The organism is Pseudomonas sp. B21-031 (assembly GCF_024748985.1).
GTDB lineage: Bacteria > Pseudomonadota > Gammaproteobacteria > Pseudomonadales > Pseudomonadaceae > Aquipseudomonas > Aquipseudomonas kermanshahensis.
On record NZ_CP087181.1, the window covers coordinates 1,256,507 to 1,282,687 of the forward strand.

Annotated in this window: 21 protein-coding genes; 17 read left to right on the plus strand and 4 right to left on the minus strand. The window is 62.0% G+C overall.

What is annotated here, in order from left to right:
- Nucleotides 1-11: 11 nt before the first annotated feature.
- On the minus strand, nucleotides 12-359 hold the full coding sequence (locus LOY53_RS05695) for an ArsC family reductase (protein ID WP_027595785.1): 348 nt from the start codon (nucleotides 357-359) through the stop codon (nucleotides 12-14).
- Between the two features lie 544 nt (nucleotides 360-903).
- Between LOY53_RS05695 and LOY53_RS05700 the strand changes: the two genes are divergently transcribed.
- Nucleotides 904-2,550 (plus strand): Na+/H+ antiporter, encoded by a 1,647-nt coding sequence (locus LOY53_RS05700; RefSeq protein WP_252826944.1) that lies wholly within the window; start codon nucleotides 904-906, stop codon nucleotides 2,548-2,550.
- Nucleotides 2,551-2,698: 148 nt separating this feature from the next.
- On the opposite strand, the gene dapC is transcribed toward LOY53_RS05700, so the two are convergent.
- Genes dapC through map form a run of 3 tightly spaced genes read right to left on the minus strand, consistent with a single transcriptional unit; the run spans nucleotide 2,699 to nucleotide 7,448 of the window.
- Entirely contained in the window at nucleotides 2,699-3,895 is a 1,197-nt protein-coding gene (gene dapC / locus LOY53_RS05705; RefSeq protein ID WP_252826945.1) for a succinyldiaminopimelate transaminase, read from the minus strand.
- Nucleotides 3,896-3,925: 30 nt separating this feature from the next.
- On the minus strand, nucleotides 3,926-6,628 hold the full coding sequence (locus LOY53_RS05710) for a [protein-PII] uridylyltransferase (RefSeq protein ID WP_238216393.1): 2,703 nt from the start codon (nucleotides 6,626-6,628) through the stop codon (nucleotides 3,926-3,928).
- A 37-nt stretch (nucleotides 6,629-6,665) separates the two neighbouring features.
- Entirely contained in the window at nucleotides 6,666-7,448 is a 783-nt protein-coding gene (gene map / locus LOY53_RS05715) for a type I methionyl aminopeptidase (RefSeq protein WP_027595791.1), read from the minus strand.
- A 346-nt stretch (nucleotides 7,449-7,794) separates the two neighbouring features.
- Between map and rpsB the strand changes: the two genes are divergently transcribed.
- The 16 genes from rpsB to dnaE all read left to right on the plus strand — a co-directional run bounded on the left by rpsB (nucleotide 7,795) and on the right by dnaE (nucleotide 26,077).
- On the plus strand, nucleotides 7,795-8,532 hold the full coding sequence (gene rpsB, locus LOY53_RS05720; RefSeq protein WP_027595792.1) for a 30S ribosomal protein S2: 738 nt from the start codon (nucleotides 7,795-7,797) through the stop codon (nucleotides 8,530-8,532).
- 186 nt (nucleotides 8,533-8,718) lie between these two features.
- Nucleotides 8,719-9,582: a translation elongation factor Ts gene (gene tsf, locus LOY53_RS05725; protein WP_027595793.1), complete on the plus strand. Its 864-nt coding sequence runs from the start codon at nucleotides 8,719-8,721 to the stop codon at nucleotides 9,580-9,582.
- Nucleotides 9,583-9,762: 180 nt separating this feature from the next.
- Nucleotides 9,763-10,506 carry a UMP kinase gene (gene pyrH / locus LOY53_RS05730; protein WP_009686950.1) on the plus strand — a complete coding sequence of 248 codons (744 nt, stop codon included), beginning with the start codon at nucleotides 9,763-9,765 and terminating at the stop codon, nucleotides 10,504-10,506.
- Nucleotides 10,503-11,060, plus strand: coding sequence for a ribosome recycling factor (gene frr / locus LOY53_RS05735; RefSeq protein ID WP_099453134.1), 558 nt, complete (start codon nucleotides 10,503-10,505; stop codon nucleotides 11,058-11,060). Before pyrH ends, frr begins: the two co-directional genes overlap by 4 nt.
- 15 nt (nucleotides 11,061-11,075) lie before the next feature.
- Nucleotides 11,076-11,831, plus strand: coding sequence for a polyprenyl diphosphate synthase (uppS, locus tag LOY53_RS05740; RefSeq protein ID WP_027595795.1), 756 nt, complete (start codon nucleotides 11,076-11,078; stop codon nucleotides 11,829-11,831).
- Complete coding sequence (locus tag LOY53_RS05745) at nucleotides 11,831-12,646, plus strand: phosphatidate cytidylyltransferase (protein ID WP_099453135.1); 816 nt, start codon at nucleotides 11,831-11,833, stop codon at nucleotides 12,644-12,646. Before uppS ends, LOY53_RS05745 begins: the two co-directional genes overlap by 1 nt.
- Complete coding sequence (gene ispC / locus LOY53_RS05750) at nucleotides 12,643-13,833, plus strand: 1-deoxy-D-xylulose-5-phosphate reductoisomerase (protein WP_099428486.1); 1,191 nt, start codon at nucleotides 12,643-12,645, stop codon at nucleotides 13,831-13,833. The genes LOY53_RS05745 and ispC overlap by 4 nt, the downstream gene beginning before the upstream one ends.
- A gap of 60 nt (nucleotides 13,834-13,893) precedes the next feature.
- A complete protein-coding gene (gene rseP / locus LOY53_RS05755; protein ID WP_252826947.1) occupies nucleotides 13,894-15,246 on the plus strand; it encodes an RIP metalloprotease RseP in 1,353 nt (450 codons plus the stop codon).
- Nucleotides 15,247-15,316: 70 nt separating this feature from the next.
- Nucleotides 15,317-17,680, plus strand: a complete 2,364-nt coding sequence (gene bamA, locus LOY53_RS05760) for an outer membrane protein assembly factor BamA (protein WP_099453138.1) — start codon at nucleotides 15,317-15,319, stop codon at nucleotides 17,678-17,680.
- 44 nt (nucleotides 17,681-17,724) lie between these two features.
- On the plus strand, nucleotides 17,725-18,228 hold the full coding sequence (locus LOY53_RS05765; protein WP_027595800.1) for an OmpH family outer membrane protein: 504 nt from the start codon (nucleotides 17,725-17,727) through the stop codon (nucleotides 18,226-18,228).
- Nucleotide 18,229: 1 nt separating this feature from the next.
- A complete protein-coding gene (gene lpxD / locus LOY53_RS05770) occupies nucleotides 18,230-19,285 on the plus strand; it encodes a UDP-3-O-(3-hydroxymyristoyl)glucosamine N-acyltransferase (RefSeq protein ID WP_027595801.1) in 1,056 nt (351 codons plus the stop codon).
- Between the two features lie 113 nt (nucleotides 19,286-19,398).
- On the plus strand, nucleotides 19,399-19,839 hold the full coding sequence (fabZ, locus tag LOY53_RS05775) for a 3-hydroxyacyl-ACP dehydratase FabZ (RefSeq protein ID WP_003252314.1): 441 nt from the start codon (nucleotides 19,399-19,401) through the stop codon (nucleotides 19,837-19,839).
- A complete protein-coding gene (gene lpxA, locus LOY53_RS05780) occupies nucleotides 19,836-20,612 on the plus strand; it encodes an acyl-ACP--UDP-N-acetylglucosamine O-acyltransferase (protein ID WP_252826948.1) in 777 nt (258 codons plus the stop codon). The genes fabZ and lpxA overlap by 4 nt, the downstream gene beginning before the upstream one ends.
- A 1-nt stretch (nucleotide 20,613) precedes the next feature.
- Nucleotides 20,614-21,741 carry a lipid-A-disaccharide synthase gene (gene lpxB / locus LOY53_RS05785; protein WP_085272747.1) on the plus strand — a complete coding sequence of 376 codons (1,128 nt, stop codon included), beginning with the start codon at nucleotides 20,614-20,616 and terminating at the stop codon, nucleotides 21,739-21,741.
- A 1-nt stretch (nucleotide 21,742) separates the two neighbouring features.
- A complete protein-coding gene (gene rnhB / locus LOY53_RS05790) occupies nucleotides 21,743-22,366 on the plus strand; it encodes a ribonuclease HII (protein ID WP_085272748.1) in 624 nt (207 codons plus the stop codon).
- 186 nt (nucleotides 22,367-22,552) lie between these two features.
- On the plus strand, nucleotides 22,553-26,077 hold the full coding sequence (dnaE, locus tag LOY53_RS05795) for a DNA polymerase III subunit alpha (protein WP_085272749.1): 3,525 nt from the start codon (nucleotides 22,553-22,555) through the stop codon (nucleotides 26,075-26,077).
- Nucleotides 26,078-26,181 lie beyond the last annotated feature (104 nt).

A 26,181-nucleotide genomic window follows, 5' to 3' on the forward strand; every position in this document is an offset into this window, starting at 1 on the left:
CGCAGGCGGGCTCAGGCCAGGGCTGCGGCATACGAATCAGGTTTGAAACCAACCAGGGTGCGCTCGCCCAGATCGAGCACCGGGCGCTTGATCATCGAAGGTTGGGCAAGCATCAGCTCGACGGCCTTGGCCTGGTCGATATCAGCCTTGCTGGCGTCGTCGAGCTTGCGGAAGGTGGTGCCGGCACGGTTGAGGATGACTTCCCAGCCGTGCTCGTCGCACCAGCGGTTCAGGCTGTCACGGTCGATGCCTTGGGTTTTGTAGTCATGGAATTCGTAGGCGATGGCTTTGTCTTCGAGCCAGGTACGCGCCTTTTTCATGGTGTCACAGGCTTTAATGCCGTAGAGCGTGTAAGTCATTGTGTACATTGGGGCAAAGGTTCCCCAATTTCTCCATTTCCGAAAGTCAGTCGCGGGATTATGCGGGAACGATTCGGTGAGCGCCACGGGGTGTGGGCGAATGGGGAAGGGTTGAGCGTTGTAGCGCCTATGAGACCGAGCGCCGCGCGGGCGGCGCTTCGCAGCACAAGGCTGCTCCTACATCTGTTTCTGGCCAGTCACGCCTGTGGAATCTGCGCGCGACCGCCTTGTTTGTCCGACTCGATATCAAGGTGGGCACCAAGGGGCCGCGCGCCCATGCCACAGGAATAATTGGCCCGAAACAGATGTAGGAGCAGCCTTGTGCTGCGAAGCGCCGCGCGGGCGGCGCTCGTTCTCATAGGCGCCAACGCACTTCAGCCTTGCCCCCCGTCACCCAAACACATGCATCATCGTGTTACATATTCCCGCCGCACCTGCGACTATCGTGCAGCGGCCGCGGATTGCCATACGCCGCTAACATATTGTTTCAATGGCGAAGTTTCGCCTCGCTACGGTTATTGATTCATAAAGGAAGCTTTCACGGATGCAGTCAGCCTATACCGTCCTCATTTTGCTCACGCTGGTCAGCGTGTCGAAGCTGGTCGGGCGGATGATTCCGCTGCCCCTGCCATTGGTGCAGATTGCCGCTGGCGCGCTGCTGGCCTGGCCCACCCTGGGGCTGCACGTGGCCCTGGACCCCGAGCTGTTCCTCTTCCTGTTCCTGCCGCCGCTGCTGTTCGCCGATGGCTGGCGCATTCCCAAGCGCGAGTTGTGGCGCATTCGCGGGCCGGTGGTGGCGCTGGCCGTGGGGTTGGTGCTGTTTACCGTGGTCGGCGCCGGTTACTTCATTCACTGGCTGTTGCCGAGCATCCCGCTGCCGGTCGCCTTTGCCCTGGCCGCGGTACTGTCGCCTACCGATGCCGTGGCCGTTTCGGCCATTGCACAGGACCGTCTGCCAACCCCGCTGATGCATATGCTGCAGGGTGAGGCGCTGATGAACGATGCCTCGGGCCTGGTGACGTTCAAGTTCGCCTTGGCCGCAGCGATCACGGGGGTGTTCTCGTTGGCCGATGCAAGCTTCAGCTTCGTCCTGGTCGCCCTTGGCGGCCTGGCGGTCGGCGTTGCCCTGAGCTGGCTGATCGGCCGTCTGCGCGCCTGGATGATCGCCCGCGGCTGGGACGACCCCGCCACGCACGTGGTGTTCATGCTGTTGCTGCCCTTTGCGGCGTATGTATTGGCCGAGCGCCTGGGGGTATCCGGCATTCTGTCGGCGGTGGCGGCTGGCATGATGCAGAGCTGGCTCGACCTGCTGCCCCGCCAGACCAGTACCCGCTTGCTCAATCGCAGTGTGTGGTCGTTGCTGGAGTTTGCCTTCAATGGCCTGATCTTCCTGCTGCTCGGCCTGCAATTGCCGGACATCATCAAGGCCGTCGTGAGCCACGAGGCCACCGTGTGGCCGACCCTGGCCTGGCGCTGCCTGGATGTGCTGGCGATCTTCGCAGCGTTGATCCTGCTGCGGTTTATCTGGGTGCAGAGCATCTGGCGGGCCATTGGTGTGGTACGTCGCTGGCGGGGCAAGCCGGCGCTGGTGCTGATGCCTACGGCGCGCTCCTGCTGGCTACTGACCCTCGGGGGCGTACGTGGCGCCGTGACCCTGGCGGGCGTGATGTCGGTGCCGCTGTTGATCAGTGCGGGCCAGGCGTTCCCCGAGCGCGACTTGCTCATCTTCATCGCTGCAGGGGTCATTCTGCTGTCGTTGATCAGTGCCTGCATTGCCTTGCCGATTCTGCTGCGTGGCGTCACCCAAAGCCCGGACGAGCGGCTGCATCAAGAAGTGCTGGAGGCTTGGCGACGCACGGCCGAGGCCGCGATTCATGCCCTGGAGGCGGAAGAGGTGATCGATGCCAGCGCGCCGCAGGATGCCGCGCAGGCGACACTGGCGACCGAGCTCAAGGCACGGTTGATGGCCGAGTACCGGGACGAATTAGACAGTTATAACGACACCGCGGAAGCGAGGGCCTTGGCTGAGCAGATGGACCTGCTTGAGCGGCGTTTGCGCTTGCGTGCGCTGCGGGCGCAGCGGCTGGAGTTGTACAACCTGCATCGCCAGCACCTGGTGGGCGATGAGGTGGTGCGGCAGGTGCTGGGTGAGCTGGATATGAGCGAGGCGAACCTGGGCGCTGTCCGGTAGGTCGCAGGGGCTGCTGTGCAGCCCATTCGCGGGCCAAGCCCACTCCCACAAGGTCCTCACAAGGTCTGAGCCTGCGCAGTTACCTGTAGGAGCTGGCGTGTCGGGGCGCAGAACCGCTGCGATGGGGCGCAAAGCGCCCCCTGCCTAATCAGCGGTTCTGCAGGAACGCGCGAATCCGCTCGGCGGCCTCGATGCACTCGGCCAGCGGCGCAACCAGCGCCATGCGCACTCGGCCAGCGCCAGGGTTCACGCCTTCCACTTCACGCGACAGGTATGACCCCGGCACCACGGTCACATGCTGGGCTTCGAACAGGTCACGGGTGAACGCGGCGTCGCAGCCCGGCACCTTGGCCCACAGGTAGAAGCTGCCATCCGGGCGTTGCACATCCATCACCGGCTGCAGGATATCCAGCACGGCATCGTACTTGGCGCGGTACTGGTCACGGTTTTCACGCACGTGTGCTTCGTCTTGCCAGGCAGCGATGCTGGCCAGTTGGGTCTGCACGGGCATGGCGCAGCCGTGGTAGGTGCGGTACAGCAAAAATGGCTTGATGATGTCGGCATCGCCCGCAACGAAGCCCGAACGCAGGCCTGGCAGGTTGGAACGCTTGGACAGGCTGTGGAACACCACGCAGCGTTTGAAATCGCTGCGGCCCAGTTCGGCGCAGGCGCTGAGCAGGCCCGGTGGCGGGGCGTCTTCGTCGAAGTACAGCTCGCTGTAGCATTCGTCGGCGGCGATCACGAAATCATGCTCGTCGGCTAGGGCAATCAGCTTCTTCAGGGTGTCCATCGGCACCAGCGCGCCGGTGGGGTTGCCTGGCGAGCACAGGAAGAGGATTTGGCAACGCTGCCAGACATCTGCAGGCACCGCGTCGAAGTCAGGGTTGAAACCGTTGTCTTCTAGGCACGGCAGGTAGTGCGGGGTGGCGCCTGCCAGCAGCGCCGCGCCTTCGTAGATCTGGTAGAACGGGTTGGGGCTGACCACCAGGCCATCATCGGCCCGGTTGACCACGGCCTGGGTGAAGGCGAACAGCGCTTCACGGGTGCCGTTGACCGGCAGGATGTGGCGGTCGGCGTCCAGCCAGCCGGTCGGCACACCGAAGCGGCGCTCGCACCACTGGCCGATGGCCTGGCGCAGCCCTGGCAGGCCGAGGGTGCTGGGGTACACCGCCAGCTTGTCGAGGTTGTCGGCCATGGCTTTGGCGACGAACGCCGGCGATGTGTGCTTCGGCTCACCGATCGACAGCGCGATGGCGCGCTTGTCGGCCGCAGGTTTCACACTGCCCAGCAGGGCGCGCAGTTTCTCGAACGGGTAGGGCTGAAGCTGGGTCAGGGCATGGTTCATCGGCGCAAGGTCTCGTCAATCGTCTAATCGTTAAAAGGTCACGCGGGTCGGGCTGGCGTCGCTTGCCTGGCCAGCTTGCAGCTGCTGGACGATAGCCTCCTGCAGGCGGCTGCACAGCTGCGGGTCGGACAGCGGCTGGTTGTCGGCATCGGTGATGAAGAACACGTCTTCCACGCGCTCGCCGAGGGTGGCGATCTTGGCGTTCTGCAACGACAGGTCGAACTCCAGGAAGATGCGGCCGATCCGGGCCAGCAGGCCCGGCCGGTCGGGCGCGGTGATCTCAAGGATGGTCACCGGCCGCTGGGCATCGTTGAGGATGGTCACCTGCGGCGGGAAATTGAAGTGCTTGAGCTGGCGTGGCACCCGGCGCTGAATGATCGTCGGGTAGTCCTCGGGGTTGCGCAGCGCTTCGGTGAGGCCATCGCGAATCTGCTTGACCCGCTGCGGGTTGTCGCCGATCGAGCCGCCATCGTTGTCGAGCACGATATAGGTGTCGAGGGTGAACTGGCTGCTCGAGGTGATGATGCGCGCGTCATGGATGTTCAGGTTCAACTGCGACATGGCTGCCACGGTCACGGCGAAGAAGTCATGCTGGTCCGGGGCGTAGATGAAGATCTGCGTACCACCCTCGAACTCGCGCTGGGTGGTTTCCTTGATCAGCACCAGCGGCCCGCCGTCGGCCGGCTGCTGGAGGATGGCGTCGGTGTGCCAGGCCACATCGGCCGCGTTGTGCTTGAGGAAGTAGTCGTCGCCCAACTGCGACCAGAGTTGCTCGACGTCGTCCGGGTCGACGCCTTCGCGCACGAGGATGTCCAGCGCGGCGCTTTGGGTCTGGCGGATCTGCTCTTCGCGGTCCAGTGGGTTTTCCAGGCCACGGCGCAGGGCGCGCTTGGTCTCGGTGTACAGCTGGCGCAGCAGGCTGGCGCGCCAGGAGTTCCACAGGCTGGGGTTGGTGGCGTTGATGTCGGCCACGGTCAGCACATAGAGGTAATCCAGGCGGGTCTCGTCCCCCACATGCAAGGCAAAGTCGTTGATCACCTGTGGGTCGGACAGGTCTTTGCGCTGTGCGGTGGTGGACATCACCAGGTGGTTCAGCACAAGCCAGACGATCAGGCGGCTGTCCCAGGCCGGCAGTTGGTGGCGCTCGCAGAACGTCTGTGCGTCCACCGCGCCCAGCTCCGAGTGGTCACCCTGGCGGCCCTTGCCGATGTCATGGTAAAGCCCGGCCAGGTAGATCAGCTCGGGTTTGGGCAGGCGGCCCATGAGCTTGCTGGCCAGCGGGAATTTCTCGGAAACCGGCGTGTACTGCAGTTTGCGCAGGTGCTTGATCAGGTTGAGCGTGTGCGCATCGACCGTATAGATGTGGAACAGGTCATGCTGCATCTGCCCGACGATCAGGCCGAATTCCGGCAGGTAGCGGCCGAGGATGCCGTAGCGGTTCATCCGGCGCAGGTTGCGGTGGATGCCGATCTCGCACTTGAACAGCTCGATGAACAGGCTGGTGTTGCGGATATCGTGACGGAAGGTTTCGTCGATCAGGTGCCGGTGCTCGCGCAGCAGGCGCACGGTATCGGCGCGTACCCCTTTGATCTCCGGGTGCTGAGCCATCAGCACGAAGATTTCCAGCATGGCGAACGGCGTGCGTTTGAATACGTTCGGCTTGGCGGCTTCTATATAGCCGTCATGCAGGCGGAAGCGCGCATTCAAGGGTTGGGTGGTGCCACTGTCATCGTCGGCGAGAATGACTTCCTCGAAGTGCTGGATGATCAGGTCGCACAGCTGGCTGATGCTCATCACCACCCGGTAGTACTGCTGCATGAACTGCTCGATCGCGCGCTTGGGGTTTTCATCGCTGTAGCCCAGCAGGGCGGCGATGCTGCGCTGGTGATCGAACAGCAAGCGGTCTTCGGAACGCCCGGCCAGCATGTGCAGGGCGTAGCGCACCTTCCACAGGAAGTCCTGGGAGGAGGCCAGCAGCTCGTTCTCGCTTTCCAGCAAAAAGCCTTCACCGGCCAGGGCGTGCAGGTTCAGCGTGCCATATTGACGGCGTGCCACCCACAGCACGGTCTGGATGTCGCGCAGGCCACCGGGTGAGCCTTTGACGTTGGGCTCAAGGTTGTACTCGGTGTCGTTGTACTTGTGGTGTCGGGCCTTGAGCTCGGCGCGCTTGGCCAGGAAGAACTCCTTGCTCGGCCACATGTGCTCGGTGCTGGTGACGTCCAGCATGCGCTGGCGCAAGGCTTCGGGGCCGGCGACGGTGCGGCTTTCCATCATGTTGGTGATGACCGTCAGGTCGGCCCGCGCCTGCTCGGCACATTCGTCGACGGTGCGCACGCTCTGGCCCACTTCCAGGCCGATGTCCCAGAGCAGGGTGAGGAAGCGCTCGATGGCCTCGCGGTACTGCTCGTGTTCGGCAGCACCCAGCAAAATCAGCAGGTCGATGTCCGAGTGCGGGTGCAGTTCACCGCGCCCGTAACCGCCCACCGCGACCAGGGCGATGCCACTCTGGTCGCCCCAGTCGAACTGGTTCCAGGCCTGCTGCAGGATGTTGTCGACGAGCCAGGCGCGGTCCTCGATCAAACGGCGGATTTCGCGGCCTTCGCGAAAACGCCGGTCGAGCACCTCGCCCGCCTGGCGGATGGCTTTCTTGAAGGCGGCGATAGGGCTCGCCTTGAGGGCCAGTTCCGCCTGGAACTGGCCGCGGTCGAACAGCTCGGGATCCACCTGGGGCATTGCGTCGCGTTCCTGTCGTGGGGTGCCTGGCGCGGACTCAGGCCGAGGTGCGCGCGATGGTGTCGTCCTTGCGCAGGGTGAAGATCTCGTAACCGGTCGCCGTCACCACCAGGGTGTGCTCCCACTGGGCCGAGAGTTTGCGGTCCTTGGTAATGGCGGTCCAGCCATCGCCCAGCACCTTGGTGTCGGCCTTGCCCTGGTTGATCATCGGCTCGATGGTGAAGGTCATGCCTTCTTTGAGCTCCATGCCAGTGCCGGCGCGGCCGTAGTGGAGGATCTGCGGTTCTTCGTGGAACACTTTGCCGATGCCGTGGCCGCAGAATTCGCGCACCACCGAGAAGCCGTTCTTTTCAGCGTGCTTCTGGATCACTTCGCCGATGTCGCCCAGGCGGCAGCCCGGCTTGACCAGCTCGATGGCCTTGTACATGCATTCCTGGGTGACCTTGGACAGGCGCTCGGCCCAGACCGGCACGTTGCCGACGTGGAACATGCGGCTGGTGTCGCCGTGGTAGCCGTCCTTGATCACGGTGACGTCGATGTTGAGCGTGTCACCGTCCTTGAGCGGCTTGTCGTTAGGGATGCCGTGGCAGACCACATGGTTGATCGAGGTGCAGATCGACTTGGGGTAACCCTTGTAGTTGAGCGGCGCCGGGATGGCCTGCTGGACGTTGACGATGTAGTCGTGGCACAAGCGGTCCAGTTCTTCGGTGGTGACACCGGGCTTGACGTGCTCTTCGATCATTTCCAGCACCTCGGCGGCCAGGCGGCCGGCGATGCGCATCTTCTCGATGTCTTCTGCGGTCTTGATGGTGACGGTCATTACAGGCTCTCTACGGCGCCGTGCACGGCGCGAACAAACGGGAAAGGCCGGATTCTAGCAGAGCAGGGCGGCAATCGGTCGGGATAAAGCCGGCCATCCTGCTGTCTATAGAGGGCATTTTGGCCTGAAAGCCTGGGTGCTGCAAAAACCGCTGACGGACGCGACAGTATTCGGGTTCCGTTCGCTCGCGGTCTGTGGTATAAAATGCGCCGCTTTCGGGGTCGACCCCGTAAGCCCTAAACCCACACACGTGTCGACACGATGACCTGGGTGCCCCGGATTCTAGAATCTGTGGGTTGGTCATTGGGATGCGTGGAGGCCCAACCCGACTTATCAAGGAACTATCATGTCCCAAGTCAACATGCGCGATATGCTGAAGGCCGGTGTGCACTTCGGCCACCAGACCCGTTACTGGAACCCGAAAATGGGCAAGTACATTTTCGGCGCGCGTAACAAGATCCACATCATCAACCTGGAAAAAACCCTGCCAATGTTCAACGAAGCTCTGGCTTTCGTAGAGCGTCTGGCCCAGGGCAAGAACAAGATCATGTTCGTCGGCACCAAGCGTTCCGCCGGCAAGATCGTCGCCGAGCAAGCTGCTCGTGCTGGTTCGCCATACGTTGACCACCGCTGGTTGGGCGGCATGCTGACCAACTACAAAACCATCCGTGCTTCGATCAAGCGTCTGCGCGACCTGGAAACTCAGGCCGAAGATGGCACCTTTGCCAAGCTGACCAAGAAAGAAGCCCTGATGCGTTCGCGCGATCTGGAAAAGCTGGACCGCAGCCTGGGTGGTATCAAGGACATGGGCGGCCTGCCTGATGCCCTGTTCGTGATCGACGTTGACCACGAGCGCATTGCTATCACCGAAGCCAACAAGCTGGGCATCCCGGTTATCGGCGTTGTCGATACCAACAGCAGCCCGGAAGGTGTTGACTACATCATCCCAGGTAACGATGACGCCATTCGCGCTATCGAGCTGTACATGACTTCGATGGCCGACGCCATCATCCGCGGCCGCAATAACGTTGCTGGCGGCACCGAAGTCTACGCTGAAGAAGCGGCTGCACCTGCTGCTGAGTAATTGACGCCTGGCGTCTACTTGGCACGCAAAAAGGGGGCTTTGCCCCCTTTTTGCCACCTTGAAATCCTGCTGTCAGCAACCGCCCCGCACTATGGGCCTGCTGAGATAAAAACAGCGGATTTGCAGAATTGAACGCCCGTGATGAGCGGGTGGAATGGTTGAAAAACTTTCCAAGAGGATTTTGAAATGGCAGCAATTACTGCAGCGCTGGTCAAAGAACTGCGCGAGCGTACCGGCGAAGGCATGATGGATTGCAAAAAGGCCCTGGAAAAGGCCGGCGGCGACATCGAAAAAGCCATTGACGACATGCGTGCCTCGGGCGCCATCAAGGCCGCCAAAAAGGCTGGCAACGTCGCTGCTGAAGGCGCTATCGCCGTCAAGACCGACGGCAAAGCCGCCGTTCTGCTGGAAGTCAACTCGCAGACCGACTTCCTGGCCCTGCAAGACGACTTCAAAAACTTCGTAGCCGAAAGCCTCGAAGAAGCCTTCGCTCAGAAGCTGACCGACGCTGCACCGCTGATCGCTTCGCGCGAAGCAGCCCGTGAAGCCCTGGTCGCCAAGTGCGGCGAAAACGTCAACATCCGCCGCCTGGCGCGCGTTGAGGGTGACGTTGTTGGTGCTTACCTGCACGGCAACAAGATCGGTGCCGTTGTTGTCCTGAAAGGCGGTGACGTCGAGCTGGCCAAGAACATCGCCATGCACGTAGCTGCTTCGAACCCGGAGTTCCTGGATGCATCGGAAATCTCCGCCGAGGCCATCGAGCGCGAGAAGAATGTCTTCCTGCAGCTGAACGCCGACAAGATCGCCGGCAAGCCGGAAAACATCGTTGAGAACATGATCAACGGCCGTATCACCAAGTTCAAGGCCGAAGCTTCGCTGAAAGAGCAAGCCTTCGTCATGAACCCGGAAGTCAAGGTTGGCGAGCTGGCCAAGAAGGCCGGTGCTGAAATCGTTTCCTTCACCTACTTCAAGGTCGGCGAAGGCATCGAGAAGCCAGTCGACAACTTCGCTGAAGAAGTTGCCGCTCAGGTAGCTGCTGCCAAGCAGTAAGACAGACACGTCTGTCGCCCCAAAGAGGCTGCCCGCTCACGCGCGCAGCCTCTTTGTCAAAGCGGGAGCGGTTTTCCAAACCGCTGTTCGCTGACGCAGTCGCTGCGTCACGTTAGAGTTACACGCAGGCTCAAGCAGCCCGCCAGAATTTTTTTACAAACGCCGCAGGAGAGATTCGCAATGGCTCAGCAGGGCAGTGGTCATCAGGCTCGCTATAAACGCATTCTACTCAAACTTAGCGGCGAGGCCCTGATGGGCTCGGAAGAGTTCGGGATCGACCCCAAGGTCCTGGATCGCATGGCGCTGGAAGTCGGCCAACTGGTCGGCATCGGTGTGCAAGTCGGTCTGGTGATCGGCGGTGGCAACCTGTTCCGTGGTGCGGCGCTCAGTGCAGCCGGCATGGACCGCGTCACCGGTGACCACATGGGCATGCTGGCGACCGTCATGAATGCCCTGGCCATGCGCGACGCGCTGGAGCGGGCAAACATTACCGCCATCGTCATGTCGGCGATTTCAATGGTAGGCGTGACCGATCACTATGATCGCCGCAAAGCCATGCGCCACCTGAACGCCAAAGAAGTCGTAATCTTCGCTGCCGGTACCGGCAACCCGTTCTTCACCACCGACTCCGCCGCTTGCCTGCGCGCCATCGAAATCGATGCCGACGTGGTATTGAAAGCAACCAAGGTCGATGGTGTATACACTGCAGATCCATTCAAGGACCCGCATGCCGAGAAGTTCGATCATCTGACCTACGATGAAGTGCTGGATCGCAAGCTGGGTGTGATGGATCTGACGGCAATCTGCCTTTGCCGCGACCACAAGATGCCGCTGCGCGTCTTCAATATGAACAAGCCGGGCGCCCTGCTGAACATCGTGCATGGCGGCGCGGAAGGAACCCTGATCGAGGAAGTTCAAAAATGATCAACGCTATCAAGAAAGATGCCCAGGACCGCATGGGCAAGTCCATCGAGGCGCTGGGTCGCCACCTGGCTGCCATCCGCACCGGCCGTGCCCACCCAAGCATCCTGGACAGCGTCAAGGTCACTGCCTGGGGTAGCGAAATGCCGCTGAACCAGGTGGCCGCGATTACCGTCGAGGACGCGCGCACCCTGAAGATCGTCGCGCACGACAAGAACCTCAGCGCTGCCATCGAAAAAGCCATCCTGACCTCCGACCTGGGCCTGAACCCGTCCAGCGCCGGTACCACCATCCGCGTTCCAATGCCGGCCCTGACCGAGGAAACCCGCAAGGGTTACACCAAGCAGGCCAGCGGCGTTGCCGAGGATGCCAAGGTTGCCGTGCGTAACGTGCGCCGTGACGCACTCGCCGACCTGAAGAAGCTGACCAAGGACAAGGAAATCAGCGAAGACGAAGAGCGTCGCGCCGCTGACGAGATCCAGAAGCTGACCGACAAGTTCGTCGCCGAAATCGACGCTGCGTTCAAGGCCAAGGAAAAGGACCTGTTGGCCGTCTAAGGCCGAGGTTTTTTAATGGAAAAGACCAAGCCAGCGGCGCCGTCCTCGGTGCCGCGACACGTCGCGATCATCATGGATGGCAACAACCGCTGGGCGAAGAAGCGCTTGCTGCCCGGCGTTGCCGGGCACAAGGCTGGCGTCGATGCCGTGCGTGCGGTCATCGAAGTCTGCGCCGAATCGGGGGTCGAGGTACTGACCCTGTTCGCCTTCTCCAGCGAAAACTGGCAGCGCCCCGCCGAAGAGGTCGGTGCGCTGATGGAGTTGTTCTTCTCGGCCCTGCGCCGTGAGGCCCGTCGCCTCAACGAGAACAACATCAGCTTGCGCATCATTGGTGATCGCTCGCGCTTTCATCCTGAGCTGCAGGCTGCCATGCGTGAGGCCGAGGCACTGACCGCCGGCAACAACCGCTTCATCCTGCAGATCGCGGCCAACTACGGTGGCCAGTGGGATATCGCCCAGGCTGCCCAGCGCCTGGCGCGGGAAGTACAGGCGGGCCATCTGCGTCCGGACGATATCACGCCGGGTCTGCTGCAGACGTGCCTGTCCACCGGTGAGTTGCCGTTGCCGGACCTGTGCATCCGCACTGGGGGCGAACGCCGCATCAGCAATTTCCTGCTGTGGCAGCTGGCCTATGCCGAGCTGTATTTCTCCGACCTGTACTGGCCGGACTTCAAACACGAGGCCATGCGCAATGCCCTGGCCGATTTCGCTTCGCGCCAGCGCCGCTTCGGTAAGACCAGCGAGCAGGTCGAGGCTGGAGCTCGTGCTTAATGCTTAAACAACGCATCATTACCGCGCTGATCCTGCTGCCGGTCGCGCTGGGTGGCTTCTTCCTGCTCAACGGTGGGGATTTCGCCCTGTTCATCGGCTTCGTGGTCACCCTCGGCGCCTGGGAGTGGGCGCGCCTGGCGGGGTTGATGACCCAGCCACTGCGCATTGCCTACGCCGCAGTCGTCGCCGGAGCGCTGATGCTGCTGCACCTGATGCCCGACCTGGCACCGTGGGTGCTGGGTGCGTCAGTGATCTGGTGGGGGCTGGCCACCTGGCTGGTGCTGACCTATCCGCGCAGCAGCGAGCTATGGGCCAGTGCGGCCTGCCGCTTGCTGATTGGCCTGCTGGTGTTGCTGCCGGCGTGGCAAGGCCTGGTGCTGCTCAAGCACTGGCCGCTCGGCAACTGGCTGATTCTGTCGGTCATGGTGCTGGTGTGGGCCGCCGACATCGGTGCGTACTTCTCTGGTCGTGCCTTCGGCAAGCGCAAGCTGGCGCCGCAGGTCAGCCCGGGCAAGAGCTGGGAAGGCGTCTATGGCGGCCTGGCTGTCAGCCTGGTCATTACGCTGGTGGTCGGTATCAGCCGCGATTGGGGTGTTGGCCAGATCCTGCTGGGCCTGTTGGGCGCGGCACTGGTTGTCATGGCCTCGGTGATCGGTGACCTGACCGAAAGCATGTTCAAGCGCCGCTCGGGCATCAAGGACAGCAGCAACCTGCTGCCCGGCCATGGTGGCGTGCTCGACCGCATCGACAGCCTGACGGCGGCCATCCCGCTCTTTGCCGTGCTGCTGTGGGCTGCCGAATGGGGTGTGATGTGAGTACGTTGCAGCGCATTACCGTGCTGGGTGCCACGGGCTCCATTGGCCTGAGCACGCTGGATGTGATTGCACGTCACCCTGAGCGTTATTCGGTATTCGCCCTGAGCGGTTACTCGCGCATCGACGAGCTGCTGGCGCTGTGCGTCCGGCATCGCCCGGAGTACGCGGTGGTGCCGAGTGCCGAAGGTGCTGCGCGCTTGCGCGACGGCCTGGCGGCCGTCGGTTGCGCCACCCAGGTGCTGGAAGGCGAGGCGGGGCTTTGCCAGGTTGCCGCAGCGCCCGAGGTGGATGCGGTGATGGCCGCCATCGTGGGTGCTGCAGGGCTGCGGCCGACCTTGGCTGCCGTCGAGGCGGGCAAGAAGGTCTTGCTGGCCAATAAAGAGGCGCTGGTGATGTCTGGCGCGCTGTTCATGGAGGCTGTGCGGCGCAGTGGTGCCGTGCTGCTGCCGATCGACAGCGAGCACAATGCAATCTTCCAGTGCCTGCCCGGCGACTATGCCCGCGGCCTTAGCCAGGTGGGGGTGCGCCGCATCCTGCTGACGGCATCGGGTGGCCCATTCCGCGAAACACCGTCCGCCGCATTGGCCGATGTCACCCCGGAGCAGGCGTGCGCGCACCCTAACTGGTCCATGGGGCGCAAGATCTCCGTGGATTCGGCCAGCATGATGAACAAAGGGCTCGAGTTGATCGAGGCCTGCTGGCTGTTCGATGCCTCGCCCGCCAAGGTCGAGGTGGTGGTGCACCCGCAGAGCGTGATCCACTCGCTGGTGGATTACGTGGACGGCTCGGTGCTCGCCCAGCTGGGCAACCCGGACATGCGCACGCCGATCGCCAATGCGCTGGCCTGGCCAGAGCGCATTGATTCTGGCGTTGCACCGCTGGACCTGTTCGCTATCGCGCGCCTGGATTTCCAGGCACCCGACGAACAGCGCTTCCCATGCCTGCGCCTGGCGCGGCAGGCTGCCGAGGCCGGCAACAGTGCACCTGCTGTGCTCAATGCGGCCAACGAAGTGGCTGTCGAGGCATTTCTCCAGCGGCGTATCCGCTTCCCGGAGATCGCGGGTATGATCGAACAAGTGCTCGATCAGGAGCCTGTAGTGCCACTGGCGTCGTTGGACGCGGTATTTGCCGCCGACCAGCGTGCCCGGGAGCTCTCCCGTGAGTGGTTGCGGCGTCACGGTCGATGATGCAGGCCTGCCAGGGCTTGTGCGAAAAGTCGTTCTGCTGAACGTCATCTGGAGAAAGATATGACTGCGCTCTACATGATTGTCGGCACCCTGGTGGCTTTGGGTGTTCTGGTCACGTTCCACGAATTTGGCCACTTCTGGGTGGCCCGACGCTGCGGCGTCAAGGTGCTGCGTTTTTCGGTAGGTTTCGGTACGCCGTTGTTGCGCTGGCATGACCGCCAGGGCACCGAATTCGTTGTGGCGGCGATTCCGCTGGGCGGCTACGTCAAGATGCTCGATGAGCGCGAAGGCGATGTACCGCCTGCGTTGGCCGACCAGTCGTTCAACCGTAAAAGCGTGCGTCAGCGTATCGCCATCGTCGCCGCCGGCCCGATTGCCAACTTCTTGCTGGCCATTGTGTTCTTTTGGCTCTTGGCCATGCTTGGCACTCAGCAGATTCGTCCGGTCATCGGTGCGGTCGAAGCGGGCAGCCTGGCAGCGTCGGCAGGCCTGACCGCAGGTCAGGAAATTGTATCCATCGATGGCAAGGCGACCAGCGGTTGGTCTGCGGTCAACCTGCAACTGGTTCGCCGTCTGGGCGAGAGCGGCACCCTGCAGGTAGGCGTGCGCGACGAAGGCGCCAGCGCCGAGCAGCACTTGCAGATCAAGCTGGACCACTGGCTGAAAGGCGCCGACGAGCCAGACCCTATTCAGTCCCTGGGCTTGCGCCCATGGCGCCCGGTGATCGTGCCGGTGCTGGCCGAGATCGATTCGAAAGGGCCGGCCGCTGCCGCCGGCTTGAAGACAGGTGACAAGCTGCTGGCCCTCGATGGCGTGGCAGTGAACGACTGGCAGCAGGTGGTCGACACCGTGCGCGCCCACCCGCAAGCCAAGGTCGTGGTACGTGTCGAGCGCGATGGCGCTGCGCTGGATGTACCGGTAACCCTGGCCCGCAAGGGTGAAGGCAAAGCCGCGGGCGGTTACCTGGGCGCGGGGGTAAAAGGTGGCGAATGGCCTGCCAACATGCTCCGCGAAGTCAGCTATGGCCCGTTGGATGCGGTAGGCGAGGGCTTGTCGCGCACCTGGAACATGAGCGTCCTGACGCTCGAGTCGCTGAAGAAAATGCTGTTCGGAGAGCTCTCGGTAAAAAACTTGAGCGGACCGATAACCATTGCTAAAGTGGCGGGCGCTTCAGCCCAGTCCGGCGTGGGGGATTTCCTGAATTTCCTGGCCTACCTGAGCATAAGCCTGGGGGTTCTTAACCTGCTGCCCATTCCAGTACTGGATGGGGGGCATTTGCTGTTTTACCTGGTCGAGTGGGCGCGCGGTCGTCCGCTGTCAGATCGGGTGCAAGGTTGGGGGGTCCAGATCGGTATCAGTTTGGTCGTAGGGGTGATGTTGCTCGCCCTGATCAACGATCTGGGTCGACTATAAAGCTTCGCATTGCGAACCTGCCGCCACTTCGCGGCGGGTTGTTTATTGCCAGTTGGAATAAAAGGACTTCATGAAACGTCTGCTGCTAACTGCGGTCCTCTCCGCACTGATGATCGCTGAAGTTCACGCCGAGTCCTTCACCATCTCCGATATTCGTGTCAACGGCCTGCAGCGGGTTTCCGCCGGCAGCGTCTTCGGTGCCTTGCCGCTCAACGTGGGCGATCAGGCCGATGATCGGCGCCTGGTGGATTCGACCCGTTCCCTGTTCAAGACTGGCTTCTTCCAAGACATCCAGCTGAGCCGCGATGGCAATGTCCTGATCATCAACGTGGTCGAGCGCCCGTCGGTTTCCAGCATCGAAATCGAAGGCAACAAGGCGATCAGCACCGAAGACCTGATGAAGGGTCTGAAGCAGTCTGGCCTGGCCGAAGGTGAAATCTTCCAGCGCGCCACCCTTGAAGGTGTGCGTAACGAGCTGCAGCGTCAGTACGTGGCCCAGGGCCGTTACTCGGCCGAGGTCGACGCCGAAGTCGTGCCGCAGCCGCGCAACCGTGTCGCGCTGAAAATCAAGATCAACGAAGGCACCGTCGCGGCCATTCAGCACATCAACGTGGTGGGCAACAACGTCTTCGACGACGAAGAGCTGTCGCAGCTGTTCGAGCTGAAAACCACCAACTGGCTGTCGTTCTTCAAGAACGACGACAAGTACGCCCGTGAAAAACTCTCCGGTGACCTGGAGCGTCTGCGTTCCTACTACCTGGACCGTGGCTACATCAACATGGATATCGCCTCTACCCAGGTATCCATCACGCCAGACAAGAAACACGTCTACATCACCGTCAACATCAACGAAGGCGAGAAGTACACCGTCCGTGACGTGAAGCTCTCCGGTGACCTCAAGGTGCCGGAAGACCAGGTCAAGTCGCTGCTGCTGGTACAGCCAGGCCAAGTATTCTCGCGCAAGGTGATGACCACCACGTCCGAGCTGATCACCCGTCGTCTGGGTAACGAAGGCTACACCTTCGCCAACGTCAACGGCGTGCCACAGCCGAACGACCAGGACCACACCGTCGATATCATGTTCGTGGTCGACCCGGGCAAGCGTGCCTACGTCAACCGCATCAACTACCGCGGCAACACCAAGACCGAAGACGAAGTGCTGCGTCGCGAAATGCGCCAGATGGAAGGCGGTTGGGCGTCGACCTACCTGATCGACCAGTCCAAGACCCGTCTGGAGCGCCTGGGCTTCTTCAAGGAAGTCAACGTCGAGACTCCGCCGGTGCCTGGCACCGATGACCAGGTCGACGTCAACTACAGCGTTGAGGAACAAGCGTCCGGCTCCATCACGGCGTCGGTCGGTTTCGCCCAGAGCGCCGGTCTGATCCTGGGTGGTTCGATCAGCCAGAGCAACTTCCTGGGTACCGGTAACAAGGTCTCCATTGGCCTGACCCGTTCCGAATACCAGACCCGCTACAACTTCGGCTTCGTGGACCCCTACTTCACGGCTGACGGTGTCAGCTTGGGTTACAACGCCTTCTACCGCAGCACCGACTACGACGACCTCGATGTCGACGTTGCCAGCTATGCGGTCGACAGCCTGGGCGCCGGTGTCAGCCTGGGTTACCCGATCAGCGAAACCTCGCGCCTGACCTATGGCCTGAGCGTTCAGCAGGACAAGATCAAAACCGGTAAATACACCGTTGACGAGATCTTCGACTTCCTCGATCAAGAGGGTGACAACTTCCTGAACTTCAAGGCGTCGATCGGCTGGTCCGAATCGACCCTGAACAAAGGCGTGCTGGCGACTCGTGGTCACTCGCAAAGCTTGACCCTGGAATCGACCATTCCGGGCAGCGACCTGTCGTTCTACAAGCTCGACTACCGCGGCCAGCTGTTCAAGCCAATCAACAACGACTACACCCTGCGCCTGCACACTGAACTGGGCTATGGTGATGGCTACGGCAGCACCTCGGGCCTGCCGTTCTACGAGAACTACTACGCGGGCGGCTTCAACTCTGTCCGTGGCTTCAAGGACAGCAGCCTGGGCCCACGCAGTACGCCTAGCCGTGGTGAAGGTAACGAAGGCGGCAAGCCGGGTACCATCCGCGACCCGGATCAGGATCCGCTGCCATTCGGTGGCAACGTGTTGGTCCAGGGTGGTGTCGAGTTGCTGTTCCCACTGCCGTTCGTCAAGGACCAGCGTTCGCTGCGCACGTCGGTATTCTGGGACGTGGGTAACGTGTTCGATACCAACTGCGGCAGCAAGCCAGATTGCGAGAAGGTCGGTTTCTCGGGCATGGCCAGTTCGGTGGGTCTGGGTGTGACCTGGATCACTGCACTGGGCCCGTTGAGCTTCAGCCTGGCGATGCCGGTCAAGAAGCCGGACGATGCCGATACTCAGGTGTTCCAATTCTCTCTGGGCCAGACCTTCTAAGGTCGGCCCTTGCATAACGACAACGGTTTATCCAGGAGTGCATCGTGCGTAAGTTGACTCAACTGGCCATTTTGGCCGCGGCGCTGGTCGCCACCCCGGCTTTCGCCGAAATGAAGGTTGCCGTCCTGAACTATCAGATGGCCCTGCTGGAATCGGATGCCGCCAAGAAGTATGCGGTTGATGCAGAGAAAAAATTTGGCCCACAGCTGACCAAGCTGAAAAGCCTGGAAAGCAGCGCCAAGGGCATCCAGGACCGCCTGATCAAAGGTGGCGACAAGATGCAGCAGCAGGAGCGTGAGCGCCTGGAGCTCGAGTTCAAGCAAAAGGCCCGTGACTTCCAGTTCCAGTCCAAGGAATTGAACGAAGCCAAGGCCGTTGCTGACCGTGACATGCTCAAGCAACTCAAGCCGAAGCTGGACGGCGCTGTCGAGGAAGTGATCAAGAAGGGCGGTTTCGACCTGGTTCTCGAGCGTGGCGCGGTCATCGATGTCAAACCTCAGTACGACATCACCCGCCAAGTCATCGAGCGCATGAACCAAGCCCGTTGATATGACCTTGAACATGACGCTTGGCCAGTTGGCCGAAGCCCTCGGCGCCACCCTCAAGGGGCCCGAGGCGCTGCAGATTACCGGGCTGGCCACCTTGCAGGAGGCCGGCCCCGGTCAATTGAGCTTCCTCGCCAACCCGCAGTACCGCAAATTCCTGGATAACAGCCAGGCGGCAGCGGTGCTGCTCAAGGCTGCGGATGCTGAAGGCTTTGCTGGCAATGCACTGATCGTCGCTGATCCGTACTTGGCCTATGCGCGCATTTCCCACCTGTTCGACCCCAAGCCCAAGGCTGTGGCGGGAATTCATCCCAGCGCCGTAGTGGCTGAAGATGCCCAGGTGGATGCCAGTGCGAGCATCGGCCCATTCGTGGTCATCGAAAGTGGTGCGCAGGTTGCTGCCAATGTCAGCATCGGTGCCCACTGCGTGGTCGGTGCCCGTTGCGTCATCGGTGAGGGCGGCTGGCTGGCGCCACGGGTCACCCTGTACCATGACGTGACCATCGGCAAGCGTGTGGTGATCCAATCTGGCGCAGTGATCGGTGGCGAGGGCTTCGGCTTCGCCAACGAGAAAGGCGTATGGCGAAAGATTGCCCAGATCGGCGGCGTGACCATCGGCGATGATGTAGAAATCGGCGTCAACACCGCAATCGACCGTGGCGCGCTGTCGGACACGCGCATTGCCGACGGGGTCAAGCTCGACAACCAGATCCAGATCGCCCATAACGTTCAGATCGGTGAGCACACGGCCATGGCCGCCTGTGTCGGGATTTCTGGCAGCACGCGCATTGGCAAGCACTGCACCATTGCTGGCGGTGTCGGCATGGTGGGTCATATTGATGTCTGTGATAACGTTTTCGTGTCCGGGATGACCATGGTGACCCGATCGATCACCGAACCGGGTGCCTATTCTTCTGGCACAGCCATGCAGCCATTGGCTGACTGGCGCAAGAGCGCCGCGCGTATCCGCCACCTGGACGACATGGCCAAGCGTCTCCAGCAGGTGGAAAAGCGCATCGATACCGTGACCTCAGGTGGCCAGCCGGCATCAGAAGGCTGATACCATTCCCTGAGCAAGAGTGAACAGACGCTAGCTGGCTCCTCTTTGGACTGCAAAAGGAGCGCGTGGTCAGCACCTGCGCTCCCTATTCTTATTACAGGCTTCCCCCCGAAATGATGGACATCAACGAGATTCGCGAATACCTGCCTCACCGTTACCCGTTCCTGCTGGTGGATCGCGTGACGGATCTGGACTTCGAGGCCCAGAGCATTCGTGCCTACAAGAATGTCAGCATCAACGAGCCGTTCTTCAATGGCCACTTCCCGGCCCACCCGATCATGCCGGGCGTTCTGATCATCGAGGCCATGGCCCAGGCGGCCGGCATCCTCGGTTTCAAGATGCTCGATGCCAAGCCGGCAGATGGCACCCTGTACTACTTTGTCGGGTCCGACAAACTGCGTTTCCGTCAGCCGGTATTGCCGGGTGACCAGCTTGTGCTGGAAGCCAAGTTCCTCAGCCGCAAGAGCATGATCTGGAAATTCGAGTGCCGCGCGCTGGTCGACGGCAAGCCTGTCTGCTCGGCAGAAATCACCTGCGCGGAACGCTCCCTATGAATTTGATTGATCCTCGGGCCATCATCGACCCGTCGGCCAAGCTGGCCGATGGTGTCGAGGTGGGCCCCTGGTCGATCGTTGGCCCTGATGTCGAAGTCGGGGAGGGCACCGTCATTGGCCCGCATGTGGTGCTCAAGGGGCCGACCCGTATCGGCAAGCACAACCGCATCTACCAGTTTTCCTCGATCGGCGAAGACACCCCTGACCTCAAGTACAAGGGTGAGCCGACGCGCCTGGTGATCGGTGATCACAATGTGATCCGCGAAGGTGTGACCATTCACCGCGGTACCGTTCAGGACCGTGCAGAAACCACCGTCGGCGATCACAACCTGATCATGGCCTACGCCCACATCGGTCACGACAGTGTCATCGGCAATCATTGCATTCTGGTGAACAACACCGCGTTGGCGGGGCATGTTCATGTGGGGGACTGGGCGATTCTGTCCGGGTACACCCTGGTGCATCAGTACTGCCATATCGGTGCACATGCGTTTTCCGGCATGGGCACGGCGATCGGCAAAGACGTACCGGCCTTCGTCACGGTGTTCGGCAGCCCGGCCGAAGCACGCAGCATGAACTTTGAAGGCATGCGTCGTCGGGGTTTCAGCGACGAGGTCATTCATATCCTGCGTCGTTGCTACAAGATCGTCTACCGTCAGGGCCTGACCGTCGAAGACGCGATCAAGGCGCTGGACGAACTGGCAGCCCAGCACCCTGAGGTCGACCTGTTCCGTCAGTCGATCCTGAATTCTGCCCGCGGCATCACCCGCTGACATGGCCCAGCTTTGCGTAGCCCTGGTCGCGGGTGAGGCCAGCGGCGATATTCTCGGGTCTGGCTTGATGCGCGCCCTCAAGGCGCGCCATCCCGACGTTCGCTTCATCGGCGTTGGCGGCCCCTTGATGGAAGCTGAAGGCCTGCAATCCTACTTCCCCATGGAGCGTCTGGCGGTCATGGGCCTGGTCGAAGTACTGGGACGGCTGCGTGAGCTGCTCAAGCGCCGCAAGTTGCTGATCCAGACCCTCATCGCCGAAAAGCCCGATGTGTTCATCGGCATCGACGCCCCGGATTTCACCCTCAACATCGAACTGAAACTGCGTCAGGCCGGTATCAAGACCGTGCACTACGTCAGCCCATCCGTATGGGCGTGGCGGCAGAAGCGCGTGCTGAAGATCCGCGAAGGCTGCGACCTGATGCTGACGCTGTTGCCGTTCGAAGCCCGGTTCTACGAGGAGCAGGGGGTGCCGGTGCGTTTCGTCGGCCACCCACTGGCCGATACCATTCCGCTCGAGGCCGACCGACTGGCGGCGCGTGCTGCGCTTGGCCTGGGCCCAGGCCCGGTGGTGGCCTTGATGCCTGGCAGCCGCGGCGGCGAGGTCGGGCGCCTGGGGGCGCTGTTCCTCGATGCCGCCGAGCGCTTGCGCGAACGAGTACCGGGTGTGCGCTTCGTGCTGCCCTGCGCCAACGCCGCGCGACGTGCCCAGGTCGAGCAGATGCTCGAAGGGCGCGCGCTGCCGCTGACCTTGCTCGACGGCCAGTCACACCAGGCCCTGGCGGCCTGCGATGCGGTGCTTATCGCGTCGGGTACCGCCACCCTGGAGGCACTGCTGTACAAGCGGCCCATGGTGGTGGCTTATCGCCTGGCGCCGTTGACCTACTGGATTCTCAAGCGCCTGGTCAAAAGCCCTTACGTGTCGTTGCCCAACCTGCTGGCGCAGCGCGAGCTGGTGCCTGAACTGCTGCAGGATGACGCCACAAGCGAAGCCCTGGCGCAAACCTTGGCCCCCTTGGTGGCCGATGGCAGCCAGCAGACCGAACGTTTCGACGAGATTCACCGCACCCTGCGCCGGGATGCTTCCAACCAGGCCGCCGAGGCGGTACTGGCCTTGCTCAAGGACCGCTGAGATGCAAATAGGACTGGATTTCAACCTGGTCGAAGACCTGGTCGCCGGGGTCGATGAAGTCGGCCGTGGCCCGTTGTGTGGCGCGGTGGTGACGGCTGCAGTGATCCTCGACCCGGCACGGCCGATCCTCGGCCTCAACGATTCGAAGAAACTCACCGAAGCCAAGCGCGAGGCGTTGTTCGACGAAATCTGCGAGAAGGCGCTGAGCTTTTGCATTGCCCGCGCCGAGGTCGAAGAAATCGACCGCCTGAACATTCTTCAGGCCACCATGCTGGCCATGCAGCGTGCGGTCGAGGGGCTGCATGTCACGCCCAAGCTGGCACTGATCGACGGCAACCGCTGCCCCAAGCTGGCGGTACCTGCTGCGCCGGTCGTCAAAGGTGACAGCCAGGTACCGGCCATCGCGGCTGCGTCGATCCTGGCCAAGGTGACCCGTGATCGGGAGATGAGTGCGTTCGAGTTGATCTACCCCGGTTACGGCATCGGTGGGCACAAGGGTTATCCGACGCCGGTGCACCTTGAAGCCCTGGCACGGCTTGGGCCTACGCCCATTCATCGACGCTCCTTTGCGCCGGTGCGGGCGGCCTGGGAGGCCCGTGAGGGCGTTGTTGACTCCTTGATTTAGCCTAATTGGGGCCGCTGTGCGGCCCATTCGCGGGCAAGCCCGCTCCCACAGGGCGCGCACAGTATTCAAGCTGGGTGCAGAACCTGTGGGAGCGGGCTTGCCCGCGAATGGGCTGCACAGCAGCCCCAAAATCCCCCCGCTTTTACGCTACAATCCCGCCCTTGTCGTTCTGCTACAGGATCACCCATGTCGGTTCCCTTCGTTCACCTTCGCGTGCACTCCGAATTCTCGCTGGTCGACGGCCTGGTGCGGATCAAACCGCTGGCCAAGGCACTGGCGGGGATGAACATGCCGGCGGTGGCGATCACCGACCAGAGCAACATGTGCTCGCTGGTGAAGTTCTACAAGACCGCCATGGGCGCCGGGATCAAGCCGATCTGTGGTGCCGACCTGTGGCTGGCCGGGCCCGACCCGGAAGCCCCGTTGTCGCGTATCTGCTTCCTGGCGATGAACCCCCAGGGCTACCGCAACCTCACCGAGCTGATTTCGCGCGGTTGGGTCGAAGGCCAGCGCAATGGCCTGGTGATTTTGCAGCGCGAGTGGATCGCCCCCGCCAGCGAAGGCCTGATCGCCTTGTCTGCTGGCAAGGAAGGCGACATTGGCGCAGCGCTGCTCTCTGGTCGGGTTGAAGAGGCCGAAGCGCTGTTGCGCGACTGGCTGGGCATGTTCCCCGAGCGCTTCTACGTTGAAGTGCAGCGCACCAACCGTGCCCGCGACGAAGAATACGTGCACGCTGCTGTGGCCCTGGCCGACAAGGTCGGCGCGCCGCTGGTGGCGACCAACGATGTGCGCTTCATCAAGCAAGCCGACTACGATGCCCACGAAACCCGTGTCTGCATCGGCGAGGGCTGGACCCTGGACGACCCGCGTCGCCCGCGCAACTACAGCGACCAGCAGTACCTCAAGAGCGCGGACGAAATGGCCGAGCTGTTCAGCGACTTGCCCGACGCCATCGCCAACACTGTCGAGATCGCCAAGCGCTGCAACATCCAGGTTCAATTGGGCAAGCACTTCCTGCCCGATTTCCCGACGCCCAATGGCATGGGCATCGACGATTACCTGCGCCATGTCTCCCATGAAGGCCTGGAGGAGCGCCTGGCGGTGCTCTGGCCCAAAGAGACCACGCCAAACTATGAGGAAAAGCGCCAGGTCTACCTGGACCGCCTGAAGTTCGAGCTGGATATCATCATCCAGATGGGCTTCCCCGGCTACTTCCTGATCGTTATGGACTTCATCAAGTGGGCCAAGAACAACGGCGTGCCGGTCGGCCCAGGCCGAGGTTCGGGTGCCGGTTCGCTGGTCGCCTACGTGTTGAAGATCACCGACCTCGACCCGCTGGCCTATGACCTGCTGTTCGAGCGCTTCCTCAACCCTGAACGGGTATCCATGCCCGACTTCGACGTCGACTTCTGCATGGATGGCCGTGACCGGGTCATCGAGTACGTGGCCGATGCCTACGGGCGCAACGCGGTCAGCCAGATCATCACCTTCGGCACCATGGCCGCCAAGGCGGTGGTGCGCGACGTGGCGCGGGTGCAGGGCAAGTCCTACGGCCTGGCCGATCGCCTGTCGAAGATGATCCCCTTCGAAGTCGGCATGACCCTGGAAAAAGCCTACGAGCAGGAAGAAATCCTGCGCGACTTCCTCAAGGGCGACGAAGATGCCCGCGAGATCTGGGAGATGGCGCTCAAGCTCGAGGGTGTCACCCGGGGTACCGGCAAGCACGCCGGTGGTGTGGTGATCGCCCCGACCAAGCTCACCGACTTCTCGCCGATCGCCTGTGACGAAGAGGGCGGCGGCCTGGTAACCCAGTTCGACAAGGACGATGTCGAGGCCGCCGGGCTGGTCAAGTTCGACTTCCTCGGCCTGCGTACGCTCACCATCATCAAGTGGGCAATGGAGACGATCAACCGCGAGCAGGCCAAGCAGAACCTGCCGGACCTGAACATCGACTTCATTCCGCTGGATGACCGCAAGACCTACGAGTTGCTGCAAAAAGCCGAGACCACGGCGGTGTTCCAGCTCGAATCGCGCGGCATGAAGGAGCTTATCAAGAAGCTCAAGCCAGACTGCCTGGAAGACCTCATCGCACTGGTGGCGCTGTTCCGCCCAGGCCCGCTGCAGTCGGGCATGGTGGACGACTTCATCAACCGCAAGCACGGCCGCGCCGAGCTGGCCTACCCGCACCCGGACTACCAGTATGACGGCCTGCAGCCGGTACTGGCGCCGACCTACGGCATCATCCTGTACCAAGAGCAGGTGATGCAGATTGCCCAGGTCATGGCCGGCTATACCCTCGGCGGTGCCGACATGCTGCGGCGGGCCATGGGTAAGAAAAAGCCCGAAGAGATGGCCAAGCAGCGCGGCGGCTTCATCGAAGGTTGCGCAAACAACGGCATTGACGGCGATCTGGCAGGTAACATCTTTGACCTGGTGGAGAAATTCGCCGGTTACGGCTTCAACAAATCCCACTCTGCCGCCTATGGCCTGGTGTCCTACCAGACCGCCTGGCTGAAAACCCACTACCCGGCGCCGTTCATGGCCGCGGTACTGTCGGCGGACATGCACAACACCGACAAGGTGGTGGTGCTGATCGAGGAAGTGCGCAGCATGAAGCTGCGCCTCGATGCGCCCGATGTGAACACCTCCGACTTCAAGTTCACCGTTAATGACGACGGCCGTATCGTCTATGGCCTGGGCGCGATCAAGGGCGTGGGCGAAGGCCCGGTGGAAGCGATCGTCGAAGTGCGTGCGCAGGGCGGGCCGTTCAAGGACCTGTTCGATTTCTGCGAGCGCGTCGACCTCAAGCGCGTCAACAAACGCACCCTCGATGCGTTGATCCGCAGTGGTGCACTGGACCGTTTGGGCCCGTACTTCCATGACGAGATCAAGGCCTACCAGGCCAACATCGACCGTAACCGTGCAACCTTGCTGGCGGCACTGGAAGAGGCGATCAAGTCGGCCGAGCAGACCGCACGTACTGCCGACAGCGGCCACGTCGACCTGTTTGGCGGCTTGTTCGTCGAGGCAGACTCGGACGTCTATGCCAACCACCGCAAGGTCCGCGAGCTGACCCTCAAAGAGCGCCTCAAAGGCGAGAAGGACACGCTGGGTCTGTACCTGACCGGTCACCCGATCGACGAGTACGAAAGCGAGATTCGCCGTTTTGCCCGACAGCGCATCATCGACCTGAAGCCGTCCCGTGAGTCCCAGACGATCGCCGGCATGATCATTGCGTTGCGAGTCATGAAGAACAAGAAGGGTGACAAGATGGGGTTCGTCACCCTTGATGACCGCTCGGGGCGCATCGAGGCGTCGCTGTTTGCCGACTCCTTCATGGCGGCCCAGTCACTGCTGCAGAACGACGCCATGGTCGTGGTCGAAGGGGAGGTCAGTAACGATGACTTCTCGGGCGGCCTGCGCCTGCGGGTGAAGCAGGTAATGACCATGGAAGACGCGCGTACGCGCCTGGCCGAAAGCCTGCGCCTGAAAGTCGCCCATGACGCGCTCAAGGGCGACCGCCTGAACTGGCTGGGTGAGCTGATCACCCGTCACCGCGGCGGCTGCCCGATTACCCTGGAATACACCGGCAGTGACGCCAAGGCCATGCTGCAGTTTGCCGATGAGTGGTCAATCGACCCGGCTGACGGCCTGATTCAGGCACTGCGTGACCAGTTCGGACGTGAGAACGTCTTCCTGCAATATCGTTGAATCGACGAATTTTAATCTCGACCTGAATGCGCCCGATCCCTTAAGGTAGGGCGCCAAACGGATCAACCGGCCGGCCGCCTGGCCGTAGACCCAAGACGGATGCC

Bases quoted from the DNA above. Each gene is read 5' to 3' on its own strand.
- rseP (WP_252826947.1), top strand. From the start codon at position 13,894: ATGACTGCGCTCTACATGATTGTCGGCACCCTGGTGGCTTTGGGTGTT.
- pyrH (WP_009686950.1), top strand. From the start codon at position 9,763: ATGGCTCAGCAGGGCAGTGGTCATCAGGCTCGCTATAAACGCATTCTA.
- LOY53_RS05695 (WP_027595785.1), bottom strand. From the start codon at position 359: ATGACTTACACGCTCTACGGCATTAAAGCCTGTGACACCATGAAAAAG.
- frr (WP_099453134.1), top strand. From the start codon at position 10,503: ATGATCAACGCTATCAAGAAAGATGCCCAGGACCGCATGGGCAAGTCC.
- LOY53_RS05745 (WP_099453135.1), top strand. From the start codon at position 11,831: ATGCTTAAACAACGCATCATTACCGCGCTGATCCTGCTGCCGGTCGCG.
- lpxB (WP_085272747.1), top strand. From the start codon at position 20,614: ATGGCCCAGCTTTGCGTAGCCCTGGTCGCGGGTGAGGCCAGCGGCGAT.
- LOY53_RS05700 (WP_252826944.1), top strand. From the start codon at position 904: ATGCAGTCAGCCTATACCGTCCTCATTTTGCTCACGCTGGTCAGCGTG.
- lpxA (WP_252826948.1), top strand. From the start codon at position 19,836: ATGAATTTGATTGATCCTCGGGCCATCATCGACCCGTCGGCCAAGCTG.
- fabZ (WP_003252314.1), top strand. From the start codon at position 19,399: ATGATGGACATCAACGAGATTCGCGAATACCTGCCTCACCGTTACCCG.
- lpxD (WP_027595801.1), top strand. From the start codon at position 18,230: ATGACCTTGAACATGACGCTTGGCCAGTTGGCCGAAGCCCTCGGCGCC.
- tsf (WP_027595793.1), top strand. From the start codon at position 8,719: ATGGCAGCAATTACTGCAGCGCTGGTCAAAGAACTGCGCGAGCGTACC.
- rpsB (WP_027595792.1), top strand. From the start codon at position 7,795: ATGTCCCAAGTCAACATGCGCGATATGCTGAAGGCCGGTGTGCACTTC.
- map (WP_027595791.1), bottom strand. From the start codon at position 7,448: ATGACCGTCACCATCAAGACCGCAGAAGACATCGAGAAGATGCGCATC.
- bamA (WP_099453138.1), top strand. From the start codon at position 15,317: ATGAAACGTCTGCTGCTAACTGCGGTCCTCTCCGCACTGATGATCGCT.
- dnaE (WP_085272749.1), top strand. From the start codon at position 22,553: ATGTCGGTTCCCTTCGTTCACCTTCGCGTGCACTCCGAATTCTCGCTG.
- uppS (WP_027595795.1), top strand. From the start codon at position 11,076: ATGGAAAAGACCAAGCCAGCGGCGCCGTCCTCGGTGCCGCGACACGTC.
- LOY53_RS05710 (WP_238216393.1), bottom strand. From the start codon at position 6,628: ATGCCCCAGGTGGATCCCGAGCTGTTCGACCGCGGCCAGTTCCAGGCG.
- rnhB (WP_085272748.1), top strand. From the start codon at position 21,743: ATGCAAATAGGACTGGATTTCAACCTGGTCGAAGACCTGGTCGCCGGG.
- dapC (WP_252826945.1), bottom strand. From the start codon at position 3,895: ATGAACCATGCCCTGACCCAGCTTCAGCCCTACCCGTTCGAGAAACTG.